The 23,015-nt window shown below is 36.2% G+C and carries 32 protein-coding genes and 1 pseudogene; 30 read left to right on the top strand and 3 right to left on the bottom strand.

Annotated features, from left to right (window positions below; all coding sequences use genetic code 11):
• Positions 1-41: 41 nt before the first annotated feature.
• Positions 42-401 carry a helix-turn-helix domain-containing protein gene (locus ABEA36_RS11015; RefSeq protein ID WP_345492115.1) on the bottom strand — a complete coding sequence of 120 codons (360 nt, stop codon included), beginning with the start codon at positions 399-401 and terminating at the stop codon, positions 42-44.
• 120 nt (positions 402-521) lie between these two features.
• Between ABEA36_RS11015 and ABEA36_RS11010 the strand changes: the two genes are divergently transcribed.
• From ABEA36_RS11010 to ABEA36_RS10955, 12 genes are all read left to right on the top strand, one after another.
• Positions 522-767 carry a MerR family transcriptional regulator gene (locus ABEA36_RS11010; RefSeq protein ID WP_345492113.1) on the top strand — a complete coding sequence of 82 codons (246 nt, stop codon included), beginning with the start codon at positions 522-524 and terminating at the stop codon, positions 765-767.
• Complete coding sequence (locus tag ABEA36_RS11005; RefSeq protein WP_345492111.1) at positions 764-898, top strand: hypothetical protein; 135 nt, start codon at positions 764-766, stop codon at positions 896-898. The genes ABEA36_RS11010 and ABEA36_RS11005 overlap by 4 nt, the downstream gene beginning before the upstream one ends.
• A gap of 25 nt (positions 899-923) precedes the next feature.
• Complete coding sequence (locus tag ABEA36_RS11000; protein ID WP_345492109.1) at positions 924-1,337, top strand: hypothetical protein; 414 nt, start codon at positions 924-926, stop codon at positions 1,335-1,337.
• Entirely contained in the window at positions 1,309-1,542 is a 234-nt protein-coding gene (locus ABEA36_RS10995; protein WP_345492107.1) for a DUF2732 family protein, read from the top strand. Before ABEA36_RS11000 ends, ABEA36_RS10995 begins: the two co-directional genes overlap by 29 nt.
• On the top strand, positions 1,542-1,748 hold the full coding sequence (locus tag ABEA36_RS10990) for a TraR/DksA family transcriptional regulator (RefSeq protein ID WP_345492105.1): 207 nt from the start codon (positions 1,542-1,544) through the stop codon (positions 1,746-1,748). The genes ABEA36_RS10995 and ABEA36_RS10990 overlap by 1 nt, the downstream gene beginning before the upstream one ends.
• Positions 1,745-2,545, top strand: a complete 801-nt coding sequence (locus ABEA36_RS10985; RefSeq protein ID WP_345492103.1) for a DNA adenine methylase — start codon at positions 1,745-1,747, stop codon at positions 2,543-2,545. Before ABEA36_RS10990 ends, ABEA36_RS10985 begins: the two co-directional genes overlap by 4 nt.
• Positions 2,546-2,561: 16 nt before the next feature.
• On the top strand, positions 2,562-3,386 hold the full coding sequence (locus tag ABEA36_RS10980) for a DNA adenine methylase (protein WP_345492101.1): 825 nt from the start codon (positions 2,562-2,564) through the stop codon (positions 3,384-3,386).
• A gap of 12 nt (positions 3,387-3,398) precedes the next feature.
• Positions 3,399-5,567, top strand: coding sequence for a replication endonuclease (locus ABEA36_RS10975; RefSeq protein ID WP_345492099.1), 2,169 nt, complete (start codon positions 3,399-3,401; stop codon positions 5,565-5,567).
• 435 nt (positions 5,568-6,002) lie between these two features.
• Positions 6,003-6,203: a hypothetical protein gene (locus ABEA36_RS10970; protein WP_345492097.1), complete on the top strand. Its 201-nt coding sequence runs from the start codon at positions 6,003-6,005 to the stop codon at positions 6,201-6,203.
• Positions 6,204-6,290: 87 nt separating this feature from the next.
• Positions 6,291-7,433, top strand: coding sequence for a putative phage abortive infection protein (locus ABEA36_RS10965; protein ID WP_345492095.1), 1,143 nt, complete (start codon positions 6,291-6,293; stop codon positions 7,431-7,433).
• A 9-nt stretch (positions 7,434-7,442) separates the two neighbouring features.
• Complete coding sequence (locus ABEA36_RS10960; RefSeq protein ID WP_345492093.1) at positions 7,443-8,042, top strand: hypothetical protein; 600 nt, start codon at positions 7,443-7,445, stop codon at positions 8,040-8,042.
• Between the two features lie 182 nt (positions 8,043-8,224).
• On the top strand, positions 8,225-8,401 hold the full coding sequence (locus ABEA36_RS10955) for a hypothetical protein (protein ID WP_345492091.1): 177 nt from the start codon (positions 8,225-8,227) through the stop codon (positions 8,399-8,401).
• 308 nt (positions 8,402-8,709) lie between these two features.
• Here the strand turns inward: ABEA36_RS10955 and ABEA36_RS10950 are convergent, their stop codons facing one another.
• Together ABEA36_RS10950 and ABEA36_RS10945 are read right to left on the bottom strand one after the other, a co-directional pair.
• On the bottom strand, positions 8,710-9,696 hold the full coding sequence (locus ABEA36_RS10950; protein ID WP_345492089.1) for a phage portal protein: 987 nt from the start codon (positions 9,694-9,696) through the stop codon (positions 8,710-8,712).
• Between the two features lie 2 nt (positions 9,697-9,698).
• Complete coding sequence (locus tag ABEA36_RS10945) at positions 9,699-11,480, bottom strand: terminase large subunit domain-containing protein (protein ID WP_345492087.1); 1,782 nt, start codon at positions 11,478-11,480, stop codon at positions 9,699-9,701.
• Between the two features lie 155 nt (positions 11,481-11,635).
• On the opposite strand from ABEA36_RS10945, the gene ABEA36_RS10940 reads away from it, so the two are divergent.
• The 18 genes and pseudogenes from ABEA36_RS10940 to ABEA36_RS10860 all read left to right on the top strand — a co-directional run bounded on the left by ABEA36_RS10940 (position 11,636) and on the right by ABEA36_RS10860 (position 23,010).
• A complete protein-coding gene (locus ABEA36_RS10940; RefSeq protein ID WP_345492085.1) occupies positions 11,636-12,463 on the top strand; it encodes a GPO family capsid scaffolding protein in 828 nt (275 codons plus the stop codon).
• A 60-nt stretch (positions 12,464-12,523) separates the two neighbouring features.
• A complete protein-coding gene (locus ABEA36_RS10935) occupies positions 12,524-13,537 on the top strand; it encodes a phage major capsid protein, P2 family (RefSeq protein WP_345492083.1) in 1,014 nt (337 codons plus the stop codon).
• Positions 13,538-13,545: 8 nt separating this feature from the next.
• A complete protein-coding gene (gene gpM / locus ABEA36_RS10930) occupies positions 13,546-14,193 on the top strand; it encodes a phage terminase small subunit (protein WP_345492081.1) in 648 nt (215 codons plus the stop codon).
• A 95-nt stretch (positions 14,194-14,288) separates the two neighbouring features.
• Positions 14,289-14,759, top strand: coding sequence for a head completion/stabilization protein (locus tag ABEA36_RS10925; RefSeq protein ID WP_345492079.1), 471 nt, complete (start codon positions 14,289-14,291; stop codon positions 14,757-14,759).
• Positions 14,760-14,963: a tail protein X gene (locus tag ABEA36_RS10920; protein ID WP_345492077.1), complete on the top strand. Its 204-nt coding sequence runs from the start codon at positions 14,760-14,762 to the stop codon at positions 14,961-14,963.
• A 4-nt stretch (positions 14,964-14,967) separates the two neighbouring features.
• On the top strand, positions 14,968-15,339 hold the full coding sequence (locus ABEA36_RS10915) for a putative holin (protein ID WP_345492075.1): 372 nt from the start codon (positions 14,968-14,970) through the stop codon (positions 15,337-15,339).
• Positions 15,336-15,650, top strand: coding sequence for a phage holin family protein (locus tag ABEA36_RS10910; RefSeq protein ID WP_345492073.1), 315 nt, complete (start codon positions 15,336-15,338; stop codon positions 15,648-15,650). Before ABEA36_RS10915 ends, ABEA36_RS10910 begins: the two co-directional genes overlap by 4 nt.
• Positions 15,647-16,234, top strand: coding sequence for an N-acetylmuramidase family protein (locus ABEA36_RS10905; protein ID WP_345492070.1), 588 nt, complete (start codon positions 15,647-15,649; stop codon positions 16,232-16,234). Before ABEA36_RS10910 ends, ABEA36_RS10905 begins: the two co-directional genes overlap by 4 nt.
• Positions 16,209-16,667, top strand: a complete 459-nt coding sequence (locus ABEA36_RS10900) for a hypothetical protein (protein WP_345492068.1) — start codon at positions 16,209-16,211, stop codon at positions 16,665-16,667. Before ABEA36_RS10905 ends, ABEA36_RS10900 begins: the two co-directional genes overlap by 26 nt.
• Entirely contained in the window at positions 16,570-16,803 is a 234-nt protein-coding gene (lysC, locus tag ABEA36_RS13285; RefSeq protein WP_425571943.1) for an Rz1-like lysis system protein LysC, read from the top strand. The genes ABEA36_RS10900 and lysC overlap by 98 nt, the downstream gene beginning before the upstream one ends.
• Positions 16,778-17,224 (top strand): phage tail protein, encoded by a 447-nt coding sequence (locus tag ABEA36_RS10895; protein WP_345492066.1) that lies wholly within the window; start codon positions 16,778-16,780, stop codon positions 17,222-17,224. Before lysC ends, ABEA36_RS10895 begins: the two co-directional genes overlap by 26 nt.
• Positions 17,209-17,670: a phage virion morphogenesis protein gene (locus tag ABEA36_RS10890; protein WP_345492064.1), complete on the top strand. Its 462-nt coding sequence runs from the start codon at positions 17,209-17,211 to the stop codon at positions 17,668-17,670. The genes ABEA36_RS10895 and ABEA36_RS10890 overlap by 16 nt, the downstream gene beginning before the upstream one ends.
• A gap of 72 nt (positions 17,671-17,742) precedes the next feature.
• Positions 17,743-18,381, top strand: a complete 639-nt coding sequence (locus tag ABEA36_RS10885; protein ID WP_345492062.1) for a phage baseplate assembly protein V — start codon at positions 17,743-17,745, stop codon at positions 18,379-18,381.
• Between the two features lie 11 nt (positions 18,382-18,392).
• Positions 18,393-18,719 carry a GPW/gp25 family protein gene (locus tag ABEA36_RS10880; RefSeq protein WP_425571937.1) on the top strand — a complete coding sequence of 109 codons (327 nt, stop codon included), beginning with the start codon at positions 18,393-18,395 and terminating at the stop codon, positions 18,717-18,719.
• Positions 18,719-19,627: a baseplate assembly protein gene (locus ABEA36_RS10875; RefSeq protein ID WP_345492058.1), complete on the top strand. Its 909-nt coding sequence runs from the start codon at positions 18,719-18,721 to the stop codon at positions 19,625-19,627. The genes ABEA36_RS10880 and ABEA36_RS10875 overlap by 1 nt, the downstream gene beginning before the upstream one ends.
• Entirely contained in the window at positions 19,617-20,222 is a 606-nt protein-coding gene (locus ABEA36_RS10870; RefSeq protein WP_345492056.1) for a phage tail protein I, read from the top strand. The genes ABEA36_RS10875 and ABEA36_RS10870 overlap by 11 nt, the downstream gene beginning before the upstream one ends.
• Positions 20,219-21,286, top strand: a pseudogene (locus tag ABEA36_RS10865) (phage tail-collar fiber domain-containing protein); the annotation flags it as partial. The gene ABEA36_RS10870 and the pseudogene ABEA36_RS10865, both read left to right, overlap by 4 nt.
• Positions 21,287-21,834: 548 nt before the next feature.
• Positions 21,835-23,010, top strand: coding sequence for a phage tail sheath protein (locus ABEA36_RS10860; protein ID WP_345492053.1), 1,176 nt, complete (start codon positions 21,835-21,837; stop codon positions 23,008-23,010).
• Positions 23,011-23,015: the final 5 nt, after the last annotated feature.

The following is a 23,015-nucleotide window of genomic DNA, read 5'->3' as shown; positions in this document are numbered from 1 at the left end:
ATCCATTTTTTATTAGGCCATAATTTTTATCTAAATAATAATCAAATCAACTTAGCTTTAAGATCATTAAACTCTTGTTCGGTTATTGCGCCCTTTTCTTTTAGGGTGACTAATCGTTCAAGTTTTTCCAGTGTTTCATCCGATAGAACGGTTTCTTTTGGGGTTGGTTCGTTTGGTGAAAACTCGCCCTCACCAGTAACAAGCCATTCCAATGTTGCGCCCGTTTCGGCCATACATCGGACAACTAAGTCTGAAGGGAAAAAACCTTTTTTATAACGTGCAGACATATTAGCCGAAGATGTGCCTAAATAATTACTGTATTCCAATTTTGTCCTAAAACCATAGGCCTTAATAATTCTATCTATAACTTCCGCACCACCACTTTCAAAATTAATTTTCATAATCAAACCTAAAGTTAATAAAAAGGCGTTGACTCTAAATTCAATTTAGAATATATTTAACTTGAATTTAGATTTTACCTATTTGAACATATAAAATCATCTAACTAGGAATAATGCACTATGACGCCAACAATATCAATAGCTATTTCATCACCTTATGTCACGGTTGACGAGTTTGCTCGTGTGTCGGGCATGAATCCTCGCACCGTTAAAAAGTACATTAGCGAAGGTAAGCTCCCTATTCGTAAAAAGAAAATCACTGGTAAGTACGACCGTTCTACAACGCTTATCAACATGACAGCCTTAACTTTGGAAGGTGCAAAAGCATTTAACCCAGAGTTAAAACTCGACGAGGATAAATCATGAGCCACGCAATCTATTTAAGTCCAAAAGCAGCCGATAAGCCTGCTTTAATTTTTATCAAAACCAACAACCATAACCGCAAAGGTTGGATCGAAAAACCAAACGGCAAAGCGGTTAAGTTAACTCAACGTTAATAATTATTTTGTGAAGGTGATTTTTATGGCTATTCAAGAAACACCGCAAGCCAAAGCCCAAAGAATGAATAACCTTGAACATATTCGGGCATGTCGAGAACTGATTGTTAATGATCGCAGTTTGGCCCGTTTGGCTTTTGAACGTTTATCACCTAATCAAAAACGCTATTTATTAATTGCATCCGGCTTAGAGACAGACCAATCCAGTTGGTCACAGTTAAGTGATAGTGATGTCAAAAAATTGTCGGTTGGCATTAAACGATTACAAATCATTGTTAATCAGTTTGTTAACTGCAAAAAAGAAGATTTCCAAAAAGTACATATTGAAGCAAAAAAAATGAATTGCGATTTACATCGCCAGTTACAACAACGAGCGGATCTTGTCGCTCACATAGCAAAAGGAGCTAATCATGTCGAACAATCCAATGACTTCGCTTAATGGGTTTGAAGGTGATGCATTACTAATGGCATTAAATCAAGCCAAAACAGAAACAAAACAAGGTTTATGTGATGTATTTTCCGCTCGTTTAGAACGTTTAGCAGGTCACATCCGCATCAATTTTTTATCGCCACATGAAGCAGCCGAACTTTTAGAGCAAGAAGCCACAAAAATGCAAAACGAAAAGCACGAGGCGCATGCCTAATGCGAGACACAATCGACCGTGCCAATGATTTAGCACAACAAGAAATCGATAACATTTTAGTTAAACGGCAAACCGTATTTGTAGGCGAATCGGCAATTAACTGCCTCGAGTGTGGCGACCCCATTCCCGAAAAACGCCGCCAACTCCTACAAGGCTGTAAGTTGTGTGTTGATTGTCAGCAAATTAAGGAAAGATTAACAAAATGATCAAACATCCATTATTAAGATATTTTGGCGGTAAATTTAGGTTAGCCCCTTGGATTATTAGCCATTTTCCTAAACATGAAATTTATGTTGAAGCCTTTGGCGGTGCTGCTGGCGTATTACTTCAAAAACCAAGATTGGGTAATGAGGTTTATAACGATCTTAATAATGATGTTGTCAATTTATTTAAGGTATTAAGGGATCCGATTCTTTCCAAGCAACTAATTGATTTAGTTGCATTAACACCATTTCACCGCAGTGAGTATTTTGATGCCGGTAATAGTTTAGGTTCGCAGCAAGTTGAACAGGCTCGCCGAATGTTAGTTAGGTCATTTATGTCTTTTTCTTCAACTGGTTGCATTAAAGGTTGTACTGGCTTTTCGGGTAGCACAAGAAAAGGCAAAACCACTGATGCAACAGTATGGGCAAAAATACCTAACAACTTAGCATTTATTTGCCAACGCTTAACTGGCGTGATTATAGAAAATATTCCGGCATTGGAACTATTACAAAAACACGATTCACCAAAAACCTTGTTCTATTTAGATCCGCCCTACATGAGCGAAACAAGAACATCAACCAATGTTTATCAATACGAAATGGCAATTGACGACCACGAACAATTATTAATTTCAGCAAATAATCTGTCCGGAAGCGTGGTTATTTCTGGATACGATTGCGATTTATATAACGACTATTTATTTGTCTGGCAAAAAAGAACTTCACCAGCACGCGCAGCAGGTCAAAAAGGCCAAATCATCCGTAAGGAATGTATTTGGATAAAAGATAGTAACTATTAAGTTTTAAGGGTTCACAATGCAAACTAAAACAAATCGCTCTTTCCTTAAATGGATGGGCGGAAAAGGCCGAGTTATTCCTCAATTATTGCAGTATTTACCAAAAGGCGAACGGTTGATTGAACCTTTTGTTGGTGGCGGTAATGTTTTTATCAATACCAATTATAAACAGTATCTTTTAGCGGACATTAATCAGGATTTGATCAATGTTTATAACCGGTTAAAAGCAGAGCCACAAAAATTAATCTCGCTTGTTGATTTCTATTTTAGTCAAAACCCTAATTATTATGAAGCAAGGGAATTATTTAATAACTCATCTCAAACAAATAAACGAGCTGCATTATTTATCTATTTAAATCGCCACTGCTTTAATGGTGTATGCCGATACAATAAAAGTGGTCAATTTAATGTTCCAGAGGGTAAACATAAAAATATATACAATCCTACTAATGAATTAATGCTTTTTTCAGAAAAGCTGAATCAAATTCCTTTTTCAATTGAACTGCTTCGCTGTGATTATAAAAACACCGTTAACTACGCTAGTAATGGTGATGTAATTTATTGTGATCCCCCTTATTTGCCGTTAGGTGGTGACGTTAGCTTTAACGGGTATACACCATCAACTTTTGATTATAACGAAACGGAACAATTAGCTTACCACCTTTATAAAGCTGTAAAACGTGGCGCATGTGCTGTGATCTCTAATCACGATACATCAGATACCCGTTACCTATTCCGACAATTTAAAATTTATTCAATCCAAGCACGGCGATCTGTCGCCGCCAATGGCAACCGAGAACAAGCCAAAGAAATTATAGGCGTATTAACGCCAGATATGGTTTAGGGTTCATTAGCTATGGTCTCATTCACGCAACAATTACCATTAATCTCAAACAAGGATAAATATTCCTTGTTTGTGGCTATGCGTGATTATTATGAAAATGTTGGGCGATTCTTACCAAATAAAAAAGTGGATAGAACGCCAACAGCAAAGCCAATTGTAGCTAAAAGAATTCCTGATGATATTTCCTATAATGAAATAAAACTGTGGAATATTGACCACGAAGATCATGCCTTTAGATCTAACTATATTGGCAATTTGCCAAACTATTTAAGTAGTTATTTTACCAATAAATATATTGATTTATTTCAGTCGAAAAGTCGCCGTGCTGCGAATACTTTTTTACGCAAAACCTTAGGCGGAAATATCAAAGGTCGACTTGATCTTTTAAATCAAAAATATGAAGCAGATAAGCCAAGTTCGTTGACTATCGTATTTGGTGCCGAGTTTGAAAAGTTGCCAACATACGAGCGTGAAAGCATTAATAAATTAAGTGTCGATATTGCTCGCCATATTAATAACTTAATCACTCAAAAACTGGATGAAAGTTCGTTTTCTCTTTCAGCTAATGAAGTGAACCAAAATTCAATCGAACACAAAATTTACTCACTCATTTTGAAAGAGTTAAACGGAATCAATGTTACACCGCCCTACTATGCTGATTATAAAAATGACAAACTCACCAATGAAAACATCATAAAAGCATGGGCAAAAGTCACCAATGAAGATTGGTGGCGTAATAAATTGCAACGTCGCCGTGATACTCAAAAAGAACATTTAGCCATTGCTGTTGGTCAAGTTCAAGCTAAAGCCAGCCCATACGCAAGCCGTTCATGTATCAACGAATTCAACGAACAAAAACGCCGAAATCGTAAATACCTTGAACGAATGGCAATCGAAAATGAGGAAACTGGCGAGCAGATCCCACTTGATTTACAAGTTTACAAATCCATTGCTAATCCAGCTATTCGCCGAGTTGAGTTAATGAATCGTATGCGTGGTTTTGAAGATATTGCTGAAGAGTTTGGCTATTGTGGCGCTTTTATTACTTTAACCGCCCCATCTAAATATCACAGTGTTTATTCAAGAGGTGGCTTTGTTGAAAATTGGATTGGTAATACGCCTCAAGATACTCAAGCCTATTTATGTAAAGTGTGGTCACGAATCCGAGCAAAACTATCCCGTGAAGATATCAAAGTTTTTGGTTTTCGAGTTGCCGAACCACATCACGACGGAACACCTCATTGGCATATTCTTGTTTTTATGCGTCCCGAAGATATCAGCAAAGCATTTAAAATTATGTGGATCTACGCCATGGATGAAGATGGTCACGAAAAAGGAGCCGCTAAAAACCGTTTTGAATTCAAAATGATTGAGAAAGAAAAAGGGAGTGCCACAGGTTACATAGCAAAATATATATCTAAAAATATTGATGGTTATGCACTTGATGATGCGGTCGATAATGAATCTGGTCAAAACTTAAAGAATATGGCAAAAGCCGTTACCGCATGGGCAAGCAGATGGAAGATTAGACAATTTCAACAAATAGGCGGTGCGCCTGTTACTGTTTGGCGAGAGTTGCGCCGGCTCAAAGATAAAACAGTAGATGAAAGCGTGATCGATCCTGTTCTTGCTTCTGCCGATATCGGCGATTGGGCTGCTTACACTATCCATCAAGGTGGACCTATGGTAAAACGCAAAGATCTAGCCGTTCGCCTATCTTATGAAGAGCAACTCAACCAATATGAAGAGCCAATCAAAAAAATCAATGGTGTGTTTTCCCCTATCGTCGGGCTAACGTCATACATTTGCACCAGGTTAATAAAATGTAAGATTATCCAAAAAGGCCAAACAAGCAAGGCTCTTGACCTTAAAAATCGTGCGGAACGCACGCCTTGGAGTTCTGTCAATAACTGTACGCAGAATTTTAAAGATGATGCGGACGATCAGCGAGAAGAAATAAAAAAACAGCTAAAAATAATCGGTATTCCAGATGATGATCTGGCTGTAAATCGACTTTATTTACGAGAAAGTATAAAAATCAGTCAAAACCAATACTTAAAATTAGATAACACTTTAAATGGAGTGCATCTTATCGTCTGTAATTCACCACAGAACAGACAAAATAGCACTAAAAAACCGTTAAAAATCAGTACATTTGATGATTTTGAATTCTCATTTTAAAAGGAGAGCAACATGGCCATACCAAGATTTAGACCGAGACCGCCACCAGCAACTATTTTAAAAATTATTAACGAATTAAATTCACTACAATATAGCTGCAATTGTTCACTGGATCAGCTACAAAAAGCGCTTGACCATTTAAAGGCAATTAAGGGAAAAGTTGACAACAAAAACCAAACAGATATATATTAAAAGCACGTTAGCAAAATCTAACGTCAAGATTGGCGTCTTGGATTATTCCCAAAAGAGCATAACCGCTCAATGCGGTATTTTTATGCTTACAATCTAGTTGCATCTTTTCTATGGTGGGCTGGATGAGGGAGCCGAAAGGCTCGCCGTGATCTTTTGGGGCGGTACGCCAACCTTGTTCAGTTCACCCCCAGTATTGGCGTGCTGGTGGTGATTAAATTATCTAAACCCAAAAGGAATTTAGTCATGAAAAACCAATCAATTTTAAACATTGCAACTTCTAACGATACAGTTCAAATTAACATAGACAGTTACGCAAAACTCGAACAAGCCGAACTACTCGCCCGATTCCTATTAAGTGCCGATCATACAAATAAAAACGAATTCATAATCGCAGTAAGCTGCATTGCAGATCTACTATACAGCGTAATGAAAAAAGCTAAGTAACAAAGTGACTTAATACCTAAAACCATATAAAATCCAACAGCCCACTGTGTGGGCTACTTTTTTATAACTCAAATATAAGGTATTGGAATGTTGTTTTTTAATTTATTGAGTGATTTAAATTTTACTATTTCCTTGGTTGTAGTTGTATCAATTACTGCTTTGTTTGGAATCTGGATTAATAAAAAATATGAGTTTGGACTTGTTTCAATTTTTTTTATTGTTATATGTTTTTTATTGATACTAAATATAGCAATTGATTATGTAAACTATTTTAAGAAAGTAGATAATATTATGACAACCCAAGAAGATTGGGGAGCTATGGGGGACTACATAGGTGGTATTCTCAATCCAATTCTAACTTTTATAACAATAATCATTTTATTATGGACAAACCATAATCAAAACAAAGAACTAAAAAAACAACTAGAAAGACAAGATAAAGAATCGGAAAAAAATGATTTTGATAGAATGTTTACATTAATGCTTGAACAGCATAATGCTTTTTTCCTGCAAAAAGATTTTTCAGAAAATATTACTAATATTTATAATGAATTAACTACATCTCGAATTAGAAGAGCTGATGGCGTTATCAATTTTAACTGGACACAAAAAACATTAGAGAGCATTTTTTCCGAAGGAAAACATAATACAATTAATGCTTATTTAAGATTTTTATATCGTTTTTTAAAATACCTTGATGATAATGAAAACAATGTTAGTTGTATTTATGATTATTCTGGTCTTTTGCGTTCTTTTATATCCGAACATTTACTATATGTAATTGCTATGAATGGATTACGAAATCCATCCTCCATTAGTAAATTTGAAGACTATAGAAAATATTTAAATAAATTTAAATTTCTTGAACATATAAACTTAGAACAAATTTCAATGATGATGACAAACGATATCCAACTCATAAAAATTGCATCATATTTTCAGCATATAAATAAAAAAAATGATCTTGAAGATAAATTGAAAGCTAATTTAAAGGAACCAAAAAAAAATGATTACCTAACTCAATTAGAACAAGAAAATCTAACAATCAAGAATTTTCAAAACGAGATTTTAAAATTAAATCTAAATGAAAATTTTAAATTATCTTTATATATTAAATATACCTCTTCTGCATTTGATCAAAACCCATATTACATTAACAATATACTTCCTATCTTAAAGTTTTTTGTTGAAAATGATAAATTGCCAAAAGAATTATTAAATAATGAATAGGTTAAGAAAATGATAGAGGATTACATTAAAAATTCAGGAGAGGCCTTATTATCTGCTTGTTTTGTTTACGATAATGCGCGTTCAGCAGAAAAAATGCTAGATTGGAAATTTTTGGGTAAGGATAATTTAGCCTGGACAGAAGGTCCTTGTCTATCAGCTCCAGCAAATGCTGAACAAATTAATCATGAATATCCATATATATTAAATATGAGTAAAGAATTTAGTGTCGCTGCAAATTTAGTCATAGGAAATACTCCTATCAAAAATGCAAATGGTGGAGTTACTGCCCCTATGTCTCCACCAAGAAACAAAGACGGGTCTAGAGTTGAATCTGTAATTGCTAAACTAGCAATAATAGAGCAGTTTGAAATATATAAAGAATTTCTAATTACTTTTGAAGGGCCTTATAACAAAAAAAGGCTCCAAGCTTGGCAACATCTTATATCTGAAGATCACTCTAAAATAATTTCTACACTTACTAACCGCAGAAATGAACTAACTCATGATAAAAATTGTTTACTACCTACAATGAAAGAGGCGGTTGAATACTACTATCTTATAAAACAATCTGCCAAAATATTATATAACACCCATGTTGAGCATTTTTAAGAACAAAACTTTTTATAATAGCAAATTTTAAATTAAGAAATCAACGATTTAATCAAACAAATGGATATTGATTAAACTAATGCAATTGAGGTATTTATCCGTTAGCATTTCTATATCGCGCGATAACTCACTACTTATTTTTGATAAGTTAAACTAAATATTAATTTTGAGGTGATTTATCTATGAAGGAATTAGAGAATGCAAAAAGAGTTGAACGAGCAGAGCTACTTATTCGTGTTGTAACTGAATCAGAACACCTAACAGAAAGGGATAAGGATGTAACACTATTTTGGATTCGAGATTTACTGGAGCCAATAAAAGAGTGTCTTATCGATAAACCTAAAAAAGAAAATAGCTAAAATTTTTTTACTGCACGGCTATACTGCACGAAAATGCAAGATCTAAAAAGGATCAAAAACAGCTCAAGCCCTTTTGCTAGGGCTTGTTTTATGCGGTTTGCAATTTTGCACAAATTCACACACTTTTAGTGCGAGGGTGGGGTGGGGTTTCAACGGCGCAATTTCACTGTAAATCTTTAAAAATAGCATCAAAAAATCAATGCAGGCATATCAAATTTAAATAGAATTAAACGATCTAAGTAATTCCAATAAACCCTATAGATAATAAAAAACGCCCATTATGGGCGTTATAGAGCGTTTTAGGTTATTTACTCAAGAGAATAAGAATTAAATCTTACTATTTCCTCCCCCATCCAATCATTCAGTTGTAAAAATCTATCCTGAAGTGGTTTAATTTCGTTACGGGCAAATACTTTTGATGCCTTTTCAGGATCGCCAAATCCACCTGTATTTTTAGGAGTAATTCCCATCAATGACGGTGGTACTCGGTGCGCCGTTAAAATATCATCTTGGCTAACGGATTTAATATCAGCAAAGTTATCTTTGGCAGCTACCTCGCCAACTGGAATTAATTTTAATCCGTCGGGTTTACCATTTGGTGCATACATTAGTAGATTACGAAAGTTACCAGGTCCACGACTGTTTTGTAGCGCTTTCTTCAATTCCTCAATATCTTTTTCATTATGTGATGGGTTAGAGAGATAAAGAATAAATCCAGCATGTGAACCATTTTTATAATAACGTTGACGGAACACCGTGGCTGAGTTATCTAACCACACAGAATTAATCGCAGCTAAATATTCAGGTAACCCATAGATTTCCTGATTAATATCAGGAGCAAGATTGTGCCAGATAGACCCTTTTTTAAATTCGTGTTCTTCCCAATACTGATCGATATACCAATATTTATTGGCTTCAACACCTCGACGGGTATATTTGGCTAAAGTTGGTTTTAATCCATCTGTTTGCTTCAACATATTTGAACGTTTTTCAAGATAACAATTACCTAAGATTAAAAAATCATTCGCTATTCTTTCAAAAGACTGCCTGGTTAAATATTTATGAGGAATAAACGTACTGGTTAAAATATTGCGCTTCACATAAATCGGGCTACTGTGATAAGACGATGAGGCAAAAGTATTGGCCTGCGTATCAAAATTAACGGGCGGCTCATACCAATTCCCACATTCTGTACATTGCAAATAATTCAATAACTCTTTTGCATCAGCCATTGGCTCCCTGTCACCAAAAGTAAAACATTCTATTTTTTCGTTTTGTTGCATTAAGTCCGTCATTGTTAAAATACTCCCATATAACCACTATTACTGTTTGCACCGCCAAGACTTTCAAGCGGCTCATTATAAATTGCATGCATCGTTGCCCATGCAATATCAGCATGAGAAACTTCATCATTGCGATCGGCGACATACGTTACATAACGCTGGCTAGCAGTTAATGTTTTACGAATTGCCATAAATGATTGTGCTAAATCTGTCCATCCAGCATCAAATTCCAAACGTTGACGACGAATGACATCTTGCATTTTTAGGATTAAGCGTTGTTTCACTTCGATTGAATATTTAAAGGCAACGGCTGCAGGGTAAAATTGTTTCACTAGCTGATAAACGCCTTCACCAAGTCCTGTTGCATCAATACCAATGTAAGTCACGTTATAGCGTTTTGTCATTTTTCTGATTGCTTCAGCCTGTGCTGCAAAGTCCATCCCCGTCCATTGATGTTTTTCAATTACTCTAAATTTACCCCCTTCAACCATTGGCGGAGAAACAACGACACATCCGGCACTATCACCAGTATGAGAAGGATCATATCCAATCCAAACAGGGCGCTCACCAAGAGGGCGTAAGGCAAACGGTTTATAGTCATCCCATATTTCCCATGAATCGACCATACAGGGTTGTAAGCTTGATAGCGGAAAGACAGATGATGAATCATCAATAAAATTACATAAAAATAGGTTGGCAAACTCTTCCGGACTATATTCAAGTTTTAACTGATTAATATCGAATAAATCAAAACCTAATCGCTCAGCATCTTCAATCGTAACGATTTGGCGCCATTGCCCATCAGCACATAACGAACCATTCTTTAAAGCATTATGTGAAATATCAACACTAATTCTATCTTCTTTACGTCGACCTTTATTAAACAGCTCACCAGTCCAAAATTTATAAGCTTCATGATTAATGCTAGATGGTGTTGAAAAATAAGTTTGCCGCCAACGTTTTTGGCTCGACATTCCTGAAGCAACTTTTCTTAGTTTTAAAAATTGATTAATCCAAAAATATTCATCTAGATATAAATTACCATGATAGCTTTGTGCTGTTTTAGCATTGGTACCTAAAAAATACATTCGTGCATCATTATGGGGTAAGTGGATAACTTCCCCTTTTAGATCCATATCTATACCATGGAAAAAATCAACAATATATTGACGAAATTGGAAGGCTTGAGATTTTGAAGCGGATAAAAATATCTGATTTCGTCCAGTATTTACCGCATCTACGGCACCCTCTTGGGCAAAAAACATAGTTGCCCCAATTTGGCGTGATTTATTAATGTTACGAATACGATTTTGCAAACCGGCACGATACCAAACCCGTTGATGATCGTATAAACCATCATTAAACAGTTCATTTAACTTCTCAATCTGCTCTTCTGATAATAAATTGGTTTTAGGTTTCTGCTTTGGTTTTGTATTACGATTGGCAATATTTGGATTGAGATCAGTTTCATTACCGCCATTTTGATATTTTTCAATTCTGGCCGTACGTTCTATTTGCCGGCTTAATAAATCAATTTCTTTGAAATCTCGCCCCTCTTTATTAGGTTTTATCACTAAATGAATATATTGCGCTTCAAGAACGCCATTAATACGTTCTAAAGTTGATGATTCATCCCATTTATCACGGCGTTTCCAGCTATGAATTGTATTAGCCTTTTCATTAAGCAATTCAGCAATACGCTTAATGCGATATCCAGCCCAATATAACGATCTTGCCGTTCGCCTTGGGTCGATATCTTCACTAATTAAATGATCTAATAAATTGACGTTTTTCATGAACTCTCCTCATGCCGTCAATTTACCTATCATTAGCGATTTTTAATGGTTGTTAGGGTTGTAAAACAATGAATTACAAATGTGCTTAATTGCTCTCTTTTCGCTTGCACTACACCATAAAGCAAAATAACCGTTCCCGTTAAGGATCTTCTTATATGAGTAAAACAGCAAAAAAATTCAAATCAAAATGGTTTCGTGTAGCCGTTGAAGGTGCAACAACTGATGGACGAAAAATACAACGCTCTTGGATTGAACAAATGGCTAAAAACTACGATCCAAAAGTTTATGGAGCCCGTATTAATTTAGAGCATATTAAAGGCTACCACCCAGAAAGTTCATTTAAGCGTTACGGTGATGTACTTGCCGTAAAAACAGAATTGATTAACGAAGGTCCATTAGCTGGAAAATTATCATTACTGGCACAGATCGAGCCAACCGAAGATCTTATTGAGATGAATAAGAGCAAACAAAAAGTTTATACATCAATTGAAGTTAATCTTGAGTTTGCCGATACGGGTGAAGCTTACCTTGTTGGACTGGCTGTTACGGATGACCCTGCAAGTTTAGGTACTGAATTTTTGGAGTTTAGTGCAAGTGCAAAAGTAAATCCATTATTAAGCCGAAAACAAGCCCCTAATAACCTATTCACTGTTGCGGAAGAAACAATCTTAGAGTTTGAAAATGACGAACCTCAAGAAGCTGCATTTGGTGCCATGATTGAGCGCCTAACAAGTTTGTTTAAAAACAAATCAGAAAAAGATTCTGGTAAGTTTGTACAGTTAGGCGAAATTGTCGAGCAATTCTTTACTCAAACAAAACAGTGTTTTACTGAATTGGAATTAAAAATCCACGAGCTAAACAGTGAATTGAATACCATTAAAAAACAAAATGATGAGTATAAAGCGCTATTAAGTGATATTCCTGATGCTCCTGTACGCCCTATTTCGACAGGTGGATCGGCTGAAGTAGAAACAGATTGCTAGTAAATAATTGATTAAATTACTTGATTACCACAAGAAACAGAATTTTATAGGAACTGAACAATGAGAAACGATACCCGAAAGCTATTTAATGGATTTAAACAACGTATTGCCCAACTTAATGGTATTGATAATGCAAGTGAAGAGTTTGCCGTTGATCCTGAAGTGCAACAAAAGTTGGAAAAACGAACGCAACAATCATCTGAATTTTTGAACAAAATTGGATTTGAATTTGTTGATGCCCAAGAGGGTGAAAAAGTGGGTGTGGGTGTATCTGGTACAACTGCAAGTACAACTGACACCACAACTAAAGAACGTGAAGCGGCTGATATTTCAGATTTAAGTAAATATGGTTATCGTTGTGAACAAACTAACTATGATACATCAATTCGCTACGCTAAATTGGATGCTTGGCGCCATAAAAAGAACTTCCAAACGATTTTACGTGATGCACTTATCCGCCAAAAAGCACTCGATCGTATTATGATCGGTTTAAATGGTACCAGCCGAGCGGCAACATCAAATCGTACGGCAAATCCACTATTACAAGACGTTAATAAAGGCTGGTTACAAAAATACCGTGAAGATGCGCCTGAACGTGTTATGAATGAAGGTACAAAAACACCTGGTAAAATCCTTCTAGATTCTTCTGGTAGTGGTGATTACAAAAATGTTGATGCCTTGGTTTATGATGCGGTTGAAACACTGATTGACCCTGTTTATGCTGATAGTACTGATCTTGTAGTTCTTTGTGGCCGTGGTCTCCTTTTTGATAAGTATTTCCCAATTGTTAATGATGCTGATAAAAACAGTGAAAAAGTCGCCGGACAATTGCTATTAGCCACAAAATCAATTGGTGAGTTACCAGCTTACCGAATTCCCTACTTCCCTAAAGGTGCAATGCTTATTACTTCATTTAGTAACCTTGCTATCTATATTCAAAATGGTACCGCACGCCGTCATATTATTGATAATCCAAAACGTGATCGTATTGAAGATTTCCAATCGGCTAACGAATCATTTGTTATCGAACGCTATGATGCTGGATGCTTACTAGAAAATATTGTTTATAAATAGGGGGATTCATGACATCACCGGCTCAAAAGTTTTTAGCCAAGCATTACGCTCAAAAAGAGCGTAATGCCACCAACATCAAAGCAACCAATGCTTATGAAATGATGCTTGCTAAACTCAATAATGATCGTATTCGCCTAAAAAAATTCCAATCAACGGAAGCTAAAATTGATCTTAAAAAAATCCTCATTCCTGAATATATGGATTGGATAAATGGTGTATTAAGTTCAGATAATGCACAGCAAGATGATGTATTTATGCGTTTACTGGTCTGGATGATTGATACTAAACAGTTCGAGTTAGCCTATCCATTGGCACAGCACGCGCTTAAACATAAATGGGTAACACCTGATGAATATCAGCGTCAAACTGCAACGCTAATTGCTGAAGAGTTAGCCAATACAACATTAACCCAAGTCAGCAATAAGAAAGATGTTGATATTACTACTTTATTAAAATTTTCTGATTTAGTTGCTGATAAAGATATGTTCGATCAAGTGCGAGCTAAATTTAATAAAGCTATTGGCTATGCATTAAGAAATGAACAACCAGAACAGGCTTTAGGGTATTTAAAACGAGCACTTGAACTAGATGAAAGTTCAGGCGTTAAAACAGCAATTAAAGAATTAGAAAAGGCGATCGAAAACGCCAATTCTTAACCGGGTGAACCCTCACACCACAGCGGCACAAGGGCAATAAATACTTTTTAAGTACTTTGGCGCCCTTGTCCACCGCTGATTAATAAAGGTTTAATATGAGTGATTTTACTGCAATATCAAAAGCGAATGAATCGGAAGATGTTGAGATCACTAATATGTCATTTTTTCCGAATATTAAAATAAAAAAAGTCCGTGAAGCACAACGGATTGATGGAACAGTAACAACCGAACGTTTAAAAAATGCCATCATATCTGCAATTATCACCGTTAATAATGATTTAACGCAGTGGCGATTAATACAGCAGGCACAAGGTGTTAATTCAGTTGATGAGTTAACCGAAGAGTTAATTGATGGTAAATCTAAATATCTACATCTCTATAAACACGCGGTTTACTGCTGGGCGAATGCTTTAATTAATGACCGTTATTTAAATTATGATGCCACGGCTAAAGCTGTCAAACAAATTGAACCGGAACAACAAAGCGCCGGTGATCTCTATCGGGACGCAAGATATGCAATTCGGGATATTTTAGGTAAGTCACGTTCAACAATGGAATTGGTTTAAATGATTATTTATTCCGAACAGAATGAAACTGTCGACGAGATCGCCTATCGATTATTTGGACGTACAAAGGGATTAGTTGAAATGATTTATAACAACAATCCTAAGCTTTGTCAGTTACCAGCAAAATTACCATTAGGAACACGAGTCATTATTCCTGATGTCGTACCACAAGCACAGCAAAAACAAGTTAAATTATGGGATTAATATCATGGCCGAACCAGCAACCACAACAACCAGTACCGCACTAATTAGCGCAATTTCTATTACTGCGCTCTTTCCTAACCTTGATGCTGGTTCAGTACTTGGCGCTTTATGTGGTGCAACGTTATTAATTGTTGGACGAAAAGAACTAGGACGGTTTAAGAGTATTGCGCTTTTCTTTGCCTCATTCGTCATTGGGATCCTTTTTGCTGACCTAATGACAACGGTATTATGTGGCATACTTCCGCAAGATCTATCTGATAAAACACCGTTAAGCCTTGGCGCTTTACTCGTTTCAATCCTTGCCACTCAACTATTGTTACTGATTTTAAATCAGGATTTAGCCTCACTCATTAAAATCATAAGGGGGAGAATATGATTTTATTAACTAATGCTGCAATTTGCCTTGCGATTGCAATACGTTTATTCCTTTATCAACGTGGCCAAAGCAACTATAAACTAAGTTATGCCTTACTTGCATGGGGATTAGTCTGTTCTAGTGCTGCCGTTGCTATTTTGATCTTCTTTAATCAATTATCACAAGCACAAACAGCGCAAACCTTTATGAACTTACTCGTGTTTATCTGCATGTTCAAAACAAAAGGTAATATCTCGCAATTTATTTACCATTTGTTTTGGCAGTCCAAAGCAACTGCGCCCCGTCAAAATAAAAAGGTAAAAATACTATGACTACGATCACTAAATATTTAAAAGAAAGTGCGTTATTACTTGGTGTTGATTACTCATTATTATTAACGATTACAAAAGTCGAGGCTGGCTCTAAAGGATTTATTGCACCAAATAAACCGATTGTTTTATTTGAGCGTCACGTTTTTTATAAACAACTTAAAAAACAAGGCTTCAATGTTGATGAGCTATCTAATCAATACCCTTTATTGATCAATAAAACGCCGGGTGGTTATCAAGGTGGTCTACGTGAAAATTATCGATTAGAGATGGCAAAACAGATTAATGAAGGCTGCGCCATAGAATCAACCAGTTTTGGCTTGTTTCAAATTATGGGGTTCCATTGGCAAACATTAGGCTATCAATCAGCACAAGATTTTGAAAATCAGATGAGCGAAAACGAGTTAAAACAAACTGAAGCATTTATCCGGTTTATCTCTCTAAAAACAAATAGCAAAATGATTGTTGCACTTCAAGAACATGATTATGCAACGTTTGCCCGTCTTTATAATGGTTCTAACTATAAAAAAAATCGTTATGATGAAAAGATAAAGGAAACGTATGAATCTATTAAAGCAACTCATTAATAAATATGTTAATTGGCTTATTCCTGTTGCTGGGATCGCTATTATTTTATTGCTTGTTGCTATTTTTTTTATGAATAGTGTTATTGATTCATTAGAGAAAAAAAACTTATCACAGTCGGAACAAATTGGTGAACTTAAGGGCACTATCATAACCAATAATCAAACTATTGATACCTTAAAACAGAAAAATATCAACAATCAAGATAGTTTAATTTTATTACGTCAAAAAAATGAGCAATCCCAAGTCTTAATTGATGAACAATCAAAACAGTTAGCAAGGTTAACCAATGAAAATGAACAACTTAAATTATGGGCTAATACTGCTTTGCCTGACGATGTTATCCGCTTGTACAGTAGACCATACACCATCAAAGGAAGTGATCATTATAGAAAACTCTTGTCCGAAGGTGGAGCTGTGCACAATTCAAAATAATGAACTAAGTGATAACCAATCATTGTTAGATGAGATCAGTATACTAAAAAAAGCTTGGTTCTTTTGTGCTGACCAAGTCGATATGATTATTCAGTGTCAGGAACAACAATATGAAAAAGCCCGAACAGATCCGTGAATTACTTGAACAACATAGTTTATTAATAAAAAATAATCCCGATAAACTACATATATTTATAGAGGATAGTGATGTAATCGCTACTGCTGCTAAAAGTTTAAGTTTTGAATATCAATATAAACTTAATATTATTATTTTAGATTATGCGGAATCAATTGATTATTTAATGGTGCCTATTATTGCCTGGATGTATGTTCATCAAAATGAGAAAATGGGTAATAGTGATTTACGTCAAGATGCAATAAAACTTGAAATAGAACAATTAAATAATAAGAGTTGTGATGTTGGGATTACCTTATCATTAACCGAAAGGGTTATTGTGCAAAATGGTGACAGTGGATTAGAGTACAAACATCTTGACGATAAATCACCGGAAGATATGATTCCAACTTGGGCGGTTGAAATATGTCAGATGTATTAAGACAGTACCATCAATATACCGATGGGATATTGAGCCAATTAAATTCACAGAGTAGAACAAAATTGGCTCGTGAAATGGCTAAAAAATTGCGAGAAAGTAATCGCAAACGTATGATTGCTCAAGTTCAACCTGACGGAACGCCATTCACACCAAGAAAACAACAAAAACTCCGAGGAAAACAAGGAAAAATAAAGCGTAAGATGTTCTCTAAAATACGTACAATTAAGTATCTCAAAATTAGCGCTAATGCAAACAGTGCTACGGTTAGTTTTTTAGGGAACGTTCAGGAAATAGCAAAAGTACACCAGTATGGGTTAAGAGATAGAGTAAATAGAAAAGCAGAATATCGAATTATCTATCCTAAGCGTGAGTTATTAGGTATAAATCATGCTGATTTAATGATGATCGAACAAATTACACTCGCACACTTAGCACATCACTCATAGGTAACTTGTAAAACAGTCAGTTACAAATTACCTAACTTCCCTTTTAACGTCTTAATCTTAAAGATATGTACCATGAATACATATCATCCAGCCGAATTGGCAGAACTTAAACGAATGATTAGCAACCTGATACGCCAGGGAACCATTTATAAGGTTAACGGTGATCGGGTTAAAGTCCGTTCCGGTGAAATCATTACCACCTGGCTTCCTTGGTTTACTCATCGAGCAGGAAAAAGCCGTACTTGGTGGAGCCCAAGTGTGGGCGAACAAGTCTTTATCTTAAGCCCTAATGGTAATTTAGAATTAGGTTGTGTGCTTCCTAGCTTATATTGTGATAACTATCCGGCACCATCATCATCCAATGACGGGCATTTTGTCGAGTTCCCGGACGGTGCAACATTTGAATATGAACCTGAAACAAGTACGTTAACCATTAAAGGCATTAAAACAGCTTTAATAGATGCAAGCGAGCAAATCACGGCTAAAGCTGGCATGAAAATCAGTTTATTAACGCCTCTGGTCGAATGCAGTAATCACATCACTTTCCAATCATTTGGGGCTACTGGTGGCGGTAGTGGTGCTAATACTGGTGAGATTACTGGTAATGTCATCCATAAAAACGGTGAATTATCTTCTAACGGTGTGGTTGTTCATACACATATACACGGTGGTGTTGCAACAGGCAATCAATCAACAGGTGGTCCTAAATGAGTTATTTAGGCATGAATAGCATAACAGGCAGAACATTAACAGATGATGCCCACATAAAACAATCCATAAAAGATATTATCTTAACGCCTATTGGTTCAAGAGTAGAACGCCGTGATTATGGTTCAATGCTATTTTTCTTAATTGATCACCCTAATCACACTGCAACACAATTAAAAATCATGTCAGCAACTGTTATGGCATTAACGCAGTGGGAACCGCGTATTACTATTGATTCAATGCAATTTACCATCAGTAAAGAAAAACTCCTTTTAGAACTTACTTATTATTTAAAATCACAATCTAATCAAAAAAATACAACTGAAATTGAGGTGCGCTAATGGCAACAATTGATCTATCAACTTTACCAGCACCAAAGATTATTGAAACACTTAACTTTGAAACGATTTTTAATAATCGTAAAGAGCGGTTTATTAACCTTTACCCATTAGATAAACAAACTGAATTACGTAAAACATTGGAATTAGAGAGTGAGCCTATCGTTAAATTACTTCAAGAATCAAGTTATCAAGAATTGATTTTACGCCAACGCATTAATGAGGCTGCACTAGCGGTAATGATTGCCTATTCCAATGGTGAGGATTTAGATAATTTAAGCGCGATTTTTAATGTTAAACGTTTAGTTGTTCAGCAAGCAGATAATACCGTCACCCCGCCTATTGAGCAGATTATGGAATCAGACCTTGATTTACAAAATCGTACACCAGAAGCATTTGAAGGATTATCGGTTGCTGGTCCGCGTGGAGCTTATCGTTTTTTCGCCAAAAGTGCAGATGGCCGCGTACTTGATGCTGAAGTACTTAGCCCTAAACCCTGTTATATTACGGTAGTTGTTCTATCACGAGAGAATAATGGCGTTGCAAGTCAAGAGCTATTAAATATTGTCACAACTGAATTAAATGATGAAGAGCGTAGACCAATTGCTGATAGGGTAACTGTTCAATCTGCTAAAATTATTGATTATCAAATTGAGGCTAATATCTATTTAGATCCCTATCCTGAAGCAGAACCTATCAAAGCTGCAGCTATTAAAAACCTCATTAATTTTATTAACAATAAACACCGAATAGGCGTTAGGATTAATCGCAGTGCGATCATGTCTGCTCTTCATGTTGAAGGCGTTCAACGCGTTGAATTAATTAAACCAGCACAAGATATTATTATCACCAAAGAACAGGCAAGTTATTGTTCAAGCTTTACTGTTAAGGTTGATGGTTATGACGAGTAAAACATTATTACCGCCAACCGCCACATTATTAGAGCGTAATCTATCTGAAACATGCTACATCCAGTTAAATGTTGATTTACGTTTTTTATGGGATCCTTATTTATGCCCTGTTAGCTGGCTCCCTTTTCTTGCCTGGCAATATAGTGTCGATCGCTGGGATGAAAACTGGACAGAACAAGTAAAACGTAAAGTGATTGCTGATAGTTATCTAACACACAAATTTAAAGGCACCATTAAAGCCATAAAAAGAGCTGTTGAGCCATTCGGGTATATTATCCGCATTAATGAATGGTTTAATACTGGCAATGAACCGGGCACCTTCTCATTAGAAATCGGCATATTAGACGAAGGCATTACCGAAGATGATTATACCGAACTAACCCGTATTATTGATGATGTCAGGGCTTATTCTCGTCATATAACTGGGCTCTCCATTGTTTTGGTTAGTCAGGGCAAAGTTAATTTAAGATGCCTAACCACTGACGGCGACATATTAACGGTCAATCCGTATATTCCGCAGAACATCATAGTATCAGGAAGTACTTATTACCATATTGCAACTTATTCCACTGATTTGTTAGAGGTCACACCATGAGCCAAACTTACTTTACTATTTTAACTAATTTAGGGGCAGCATTACTTGCTCAAGCAACAGCTTCAGGAACACAGTTAAAAATTACTCATTTAGCCGTTGGGGATGGTAATGGCAATGTTCCCTCGCCATTACCAACACAAACACAATTAATTCATGAAGTAAGGCGCAGTGCTATCAATACTGTTTATACGGATGAAAATAACGAAAATCACATTATTATCGAGCAAGTTATTCCCCCAGAGGAAGGAGGCTTTTATATTCGTGAGTTGGGTGTATTTGACGATAAAGGTAATTTAATTGCAGTGGGTAATTGCCCACCTTCCTATAAACCTAAATTATCTGAAGGTAGCGGACGAACTCAAGTTATTAATATGGTGATCATGGTTGATAATACGGGTACTGTCGAATTAAAAATAGATGCTTCAACGGTGCTTGCTACCCGAAAATATGTTGATGATTTAATCTCGTCAAAAATGACCGAACACGAAAAATCAACTAACCATCCTAATGCATCAACAACAGGAAAAGGATTCGTTCAGTTAAATTCAGCGATTAATAGTACTTTAGAAAATCAAGCTGCAACACCAAAGGCAGTTAAAACGGCTTATGATTTAGCTAATACGGCCAATACCACCGCTAACACATCCAAAACCAATGCGGCAACAGCACAAGCAAAGGCGGATAGTGCTTATACATTAGCAAACACTGCAAACACTACCGCCAATACAGCAAAATCTACTGCGGAAACAGACGCATCAACCACGGTTAAAGGGCGAGTGCAACTTAATTCAGCGATAAATAGTACTGCAGAGAATCAAGCTGCGACACCAGGAGCCGTAAAAAAAGCCTATGATTTAGCTAACATAGCTAATACCACAGCTAACACTGCCAAAACTAATGCAGCAACCACACAAACTAAAGCGGATAGCGCTTATACCTTGGCAAGTACAGATGCTACAACAGCAGTTAAAGGACGGGTACAACTTAATTCAGCAGTAAATAGCACAGCAGAAAACCAAGCAGCCACACCGGGAGCAGTAAAAAAAGCCTATGATTTAGCAAATAATACCCTTACCACGGTTAATAAGACTCATGATATTGAGTTTATTTACCCAAATGGTTCTGAATCTACACCATCAACAATTACTAAATCAGGGGAAATCATAATATCTGATCCATATCCAAGTAAAGCTTATGACTACATTGCCCAATTATATGTTAATTGTAAAAATGGTAAAAAAAGATGGTTAGATGTACGATTTATATATGAAAATGGTGCATCATGGGGGGTAAATGTTGTCAGAGACAGCTCTGAAAGTAAAATACTAATTAAGGCTGGTGCAAGTTTTTTAATTAATGCAAATAATCAATATGCAGGTTTACCTAATGGGTATACAGAAACTTCAGGTTTAGCATCTGCTCAAATAAGATTAAGAATAATAAAATGATATTCCATGTATGAATATTAATTCAATAAATAGCCATTTTTATAGAGCTTCGGCTCTACTTTCTCAATCTGTAAATCTTCATTTTACAAGTTAAACTCCTACATTCTTTTTTTTTCGTATGCAACCATTTACCTCAATCTATTGCTAAATATTGGAGATTATAAATGGCTGCTGATTATCATCACGGTGTCCGAGTTATTGAAATTAACGAGGGCAGTAAAACGATCCGCACAGTATCAACCGCTGTAATAGGCGTTGTTTGTACCGCTACAGATGCAGATCAAGATGCTTTTCCACTCAATACACCTGTTCTTATTACTAATGTTCATAGCGCAATTGCGAAAGCAGGTAAAAAAGGTACATTACTTTCAACCCTGAATGCAATTGCAGATCAATGTTCCCCTGTTATTGTTGCTGTTCGTGTTCCTGAAGGAGATACCCCAGAAGAAACCCAATCCAATATTATTGGTACCACAACCGCAGACGGCAAATATACAGGAATCAAAGCCCTACTTGCAGCGCAAACTAGATTAAGTATTAAACCACGTATTTTGGCTGTGCCTAGTTATGATTCTTTACCCGTTGCGACTGCCTTAATCGCGGTAGCCCAGCAACTACGCGCCTTTTGTTATGTATCGGCTCATGGAGCCAAAACCAAAGAAGATGCCGTTTTATATCGTGATAGTTTCGGTGCCCGTGAAGTCATGGTGATTTGGCCTGATTTTGTTGGTTTTGATACTGCAACATCTAGCGAAGCAACATTTTATGCCACAGCAAGGGCTGTTGGATTACGGGCTAAAATCGATCAACAAATTGGTTGGCATAAAACCTTATCAAACATCCCGGTTAATGGTGTAACCGGTATTGATAAAGATGTGTATTGGGATTTACAAGCAGAAAGCACTGATGCCAATTACCTTAATAAAAATGAAGTAACAACACTGATTTGCCGTAGCGGTTACCGCTTTTGGGGATCTCGTACCTGTACCGAAGATGGCATATTCATGTTTGAAAACTATACCAGAACAGCACAAGTACTGGCGGATTCAATTGCTGATGCTATGTTTGATTTTGTTGATGAACCTATGCACGCATCTTTAATTAAAGATATTGTTGAATCTGTTAATAACAAGTTCCGAGAACTTAAAGCAAATCGCTATATTGTTGATGGTAAAGCATGGTTTGATCCTTCCGTTAATACCGAGGACCAACTAAAAGAAGGCAAGCTAAAAATTGATTACGATTATACGCCAGTGCCACCACTTGAAAACTTAATGTTTAACCAACGCATTACTGATCGCTATTTAGTTGATTTAGCTAATTCAGTCGCTGCGAACTAGGAGAG

The organism is Orbus sasakiae, from assembly GCF_039542345.1.
GTDB classification, from domain to species: domain Bacteria; phylum Pseudomonadota; class Gammaproteobacteria; order Enterobacterales; family Orbaceae; genus Orbus; species Orbus sasakiae.
This window is presented reverse-complemented; position numbering and strand designations above follow the sequence as displayed.

Excerpts from the sequence above, each read along its gene's own strand:
- ABEA36_RS11015 (WP_345492115.1), bottom strand. The coding sequence starts at position 401 with ATGAAAATTAATTTTGAAAGTGGTGGTGCGGAAGTTATAGATAGAATT.
- ABEA36_RS11010 (WP_345492113.1), top strand. The coding sequence starts at position 522 with ATGACGCCAACAATATCAATAGCTATTTCATCACCTTATGTCACGGTT.
- ABEA36_RS11005 (WP_345492111.1), top strand. The coding sequence starts at position 764 with ATGAGCCACGCAATCTATTTAAGTCCAAAAGCAGCCGATAAGCCTGCT.
- ABEA36_RS11000 (WP_345492109.1), top strand. The coding sequence starts at position 924 with ATGGCTATTCAAGAAACACCGCAAGCCAAAGCCCAAAGAATGAATAAC.
- ABEA36_RS10995 (WP_345492107.1), top strand. The coding sequence starts at position 1,309 with ATGTCGAACAATCCAATGACTTCGCTTAATGGGTTTGAAGGTGATGCA.
- ABEA36_RS10990 (WP_345492105.1), top strand. The coding sequence starts at position 1,542 with ATGCGAGACACAATCGACCGTGCCAATGATTTAGCACAACAAGAAATC.
- ABEA36_RS10985 (WP_345492103.1), top strand. The coding sequence starts at position 1,745 with ATGATCAAACATCCATTATTAAGATATTTTGGCGGTAAATTTAGGTTA.
- ABEA36_RS10980 (WP_345492101.1), top strand. The coding sequence starts at position 2,562 with ATGCAAACTAAAACAAATCGCTCTTTCCTTAAATGGATGGGCGGAAAA.
- ABEA36_RS10975 (WP_345492099.1), top strand. The coding sequence starts at position 3,399 with ATGGTCTCATTCACGCAACAATTACCATTAATCTCAAACAAGGATAAA.
- ABEA36_RS10970 (WP_345492097.1), top strand. The coding sequence starts at position 6,003 with ATGAAAAACCAATCAATTTTAAACATTGCAACTTCTAACGATACAGTT.
- ABEA36_RS10965 (WP_345492095.1), top strand. The coding sequence starts at position 6,291 with ATGTTGTTTTTTAATTTATTGAGTGATTTAAATTTTACTATTTCCTTG.
- ABEA36_RS10960 (WP_345492093.1), top strand. The coding sequence starts at position 7,443 with ATGATAGAGGATTACATTAAAAATTCAGGAGAGGCCTTATTATCTGCT.
- ABEA36_RS10955 (WP_345492091.1), top strand. The coding sequence starts at position 8,225 with ATGAAGGAATTAGAGAATGCAAAAAGAGTTGAACGAGCAGAGCTACTT.
- ABEA36_RS10950 (WP_345492089.1), bottom strand. The coding sequence starts at position 9,696 with ATGACGGACTTAATGCAACAAAACGAAAAAATAGAATGTTTTACTTTT.
- ABEA36_RS10945 (WP_345492087.1), bottom strand. The coding sequence starts at position 11,480 with ATGAAAAACGTCAATTTATTAGATCATTTAATTAGTGAAGATATCGAC.
- ABEA36_RS10940 (WP_345492085.1), top strand. The coding sequence starts at position 11,636 with ATGAGTAAAACAGCAAAAAAATTCAAATCAAAATGGTTTCGTGTAGCC.
- ABEA36_RS10935 (WP_345492083.1), top strand. The coding sequence starts at position 12,524 with ATGAGAAACGATACCCGAAAGCTATTTAATGGATTTAAACAACGTATT.
- gpM (WP_345492081.1), top strand. The coding sequence starts at position 13,546 with ATGACATCACCGGCTCAAAAGTTTTTAGCCAAGCATTACGCTCAAAAA.
- ABEA36_RS10925 (WP_345492079.1), top strand. The coding sequence starts at position 14,289 with ATGAGTGATTTTACTGCAATATCAAAAGCGAATGAATCGGAAGATGTT.
- ABEA36_RS10920 (WP_345492077.1), top strand. The coding sequence starts at position 14,760 with ATGATTATTTATTCCGAACAGAATGAAACTGTCGACGAGATCGCCTAT.
- ABEA36_RS10915 (WP_345492075.1), top strand. The coding sequence starts at position 14,968 with ATGGCCGAACCAGCAACCACAACAACCAGTACCGCACTAATTAGCGCA.
- ABEA36_RS10910 (WP_345492073.1), top strand. The coding sequence starts at position 15,336 with ATGATTTTATTAACTAATGCTGCAATTTGCCTTGCGATTGCAATACGT.
- ABEA36_RS10905 (WP_345492070.1), top strand. The coding sequence starts at position 15,647 with ATGACTACGATCACTAAATATTTAAAAGAAAGTGCGTTATTACTTGGT.
- ABEA36_RS10900 (WP_345492068.1), top strand. The coding sequence starts at position 16,209 with ATGAATCTATTAAAGCAACTCATTAATAAATATGTTAATTGGCTTATT.
- lysC (WP_425571943.1), top strand. The coding sequence starts at position 16,570 with ATGTTATCCGCTTGTACAGTAGACCATACACCATCAAAGGAAGTGATC.
- ABEA36_RS10895 (WP_345492066.1), top strand. The coding sequence starts at position 16,778 with ATGAAAAAGCCCGAACAGATCCGTGAATTACTTGAACAACATAGTTTA.
- ABEA36_RS10890 (WP_345492064.1), top strand. The coding sequence starts at position 17,209 with ATGTCAGATGTATTAAGACAGTACCATCAATATACCGATGGGATATTG.
- ABEA36_RS10885 (WP_345492062.1), top strand. The coding sequence starts at position 17,743 with ATGAATACATATCATCCAGCCGAATTGGCAGAACTTAAACGAATGATT.
- ABEA36_RS10880 (WP_425571937.1), top strand. The coding sequence starts at position 18,393 with ATGAATAGCATAACAGGCAGAACATTAACAGATGATGCCCACATAAAA.
- ABEA36_RS10875 (WP_345492058.1), top strand. The coding sequence starts at position 18,719 with ATGGCAACAATTGATCTATCAACTTTACCAGCACCAAAGATTATTGAA.
- ABEA36_RS10870 (WP_345492056.1), top strand. The coding sequence starts at position 19,617 with ATGACGAGTAAAACATTATTACCGCCAACCGCCACATTATTAGAGCGT.
- ABEA36_RS10860 (WP_345492053.1), top strand. The coding sequence starts at position 21,835 with ATGGCTGCTGATTATCATCACGGTGTCCGAGTTATTGAAATTAACGAG.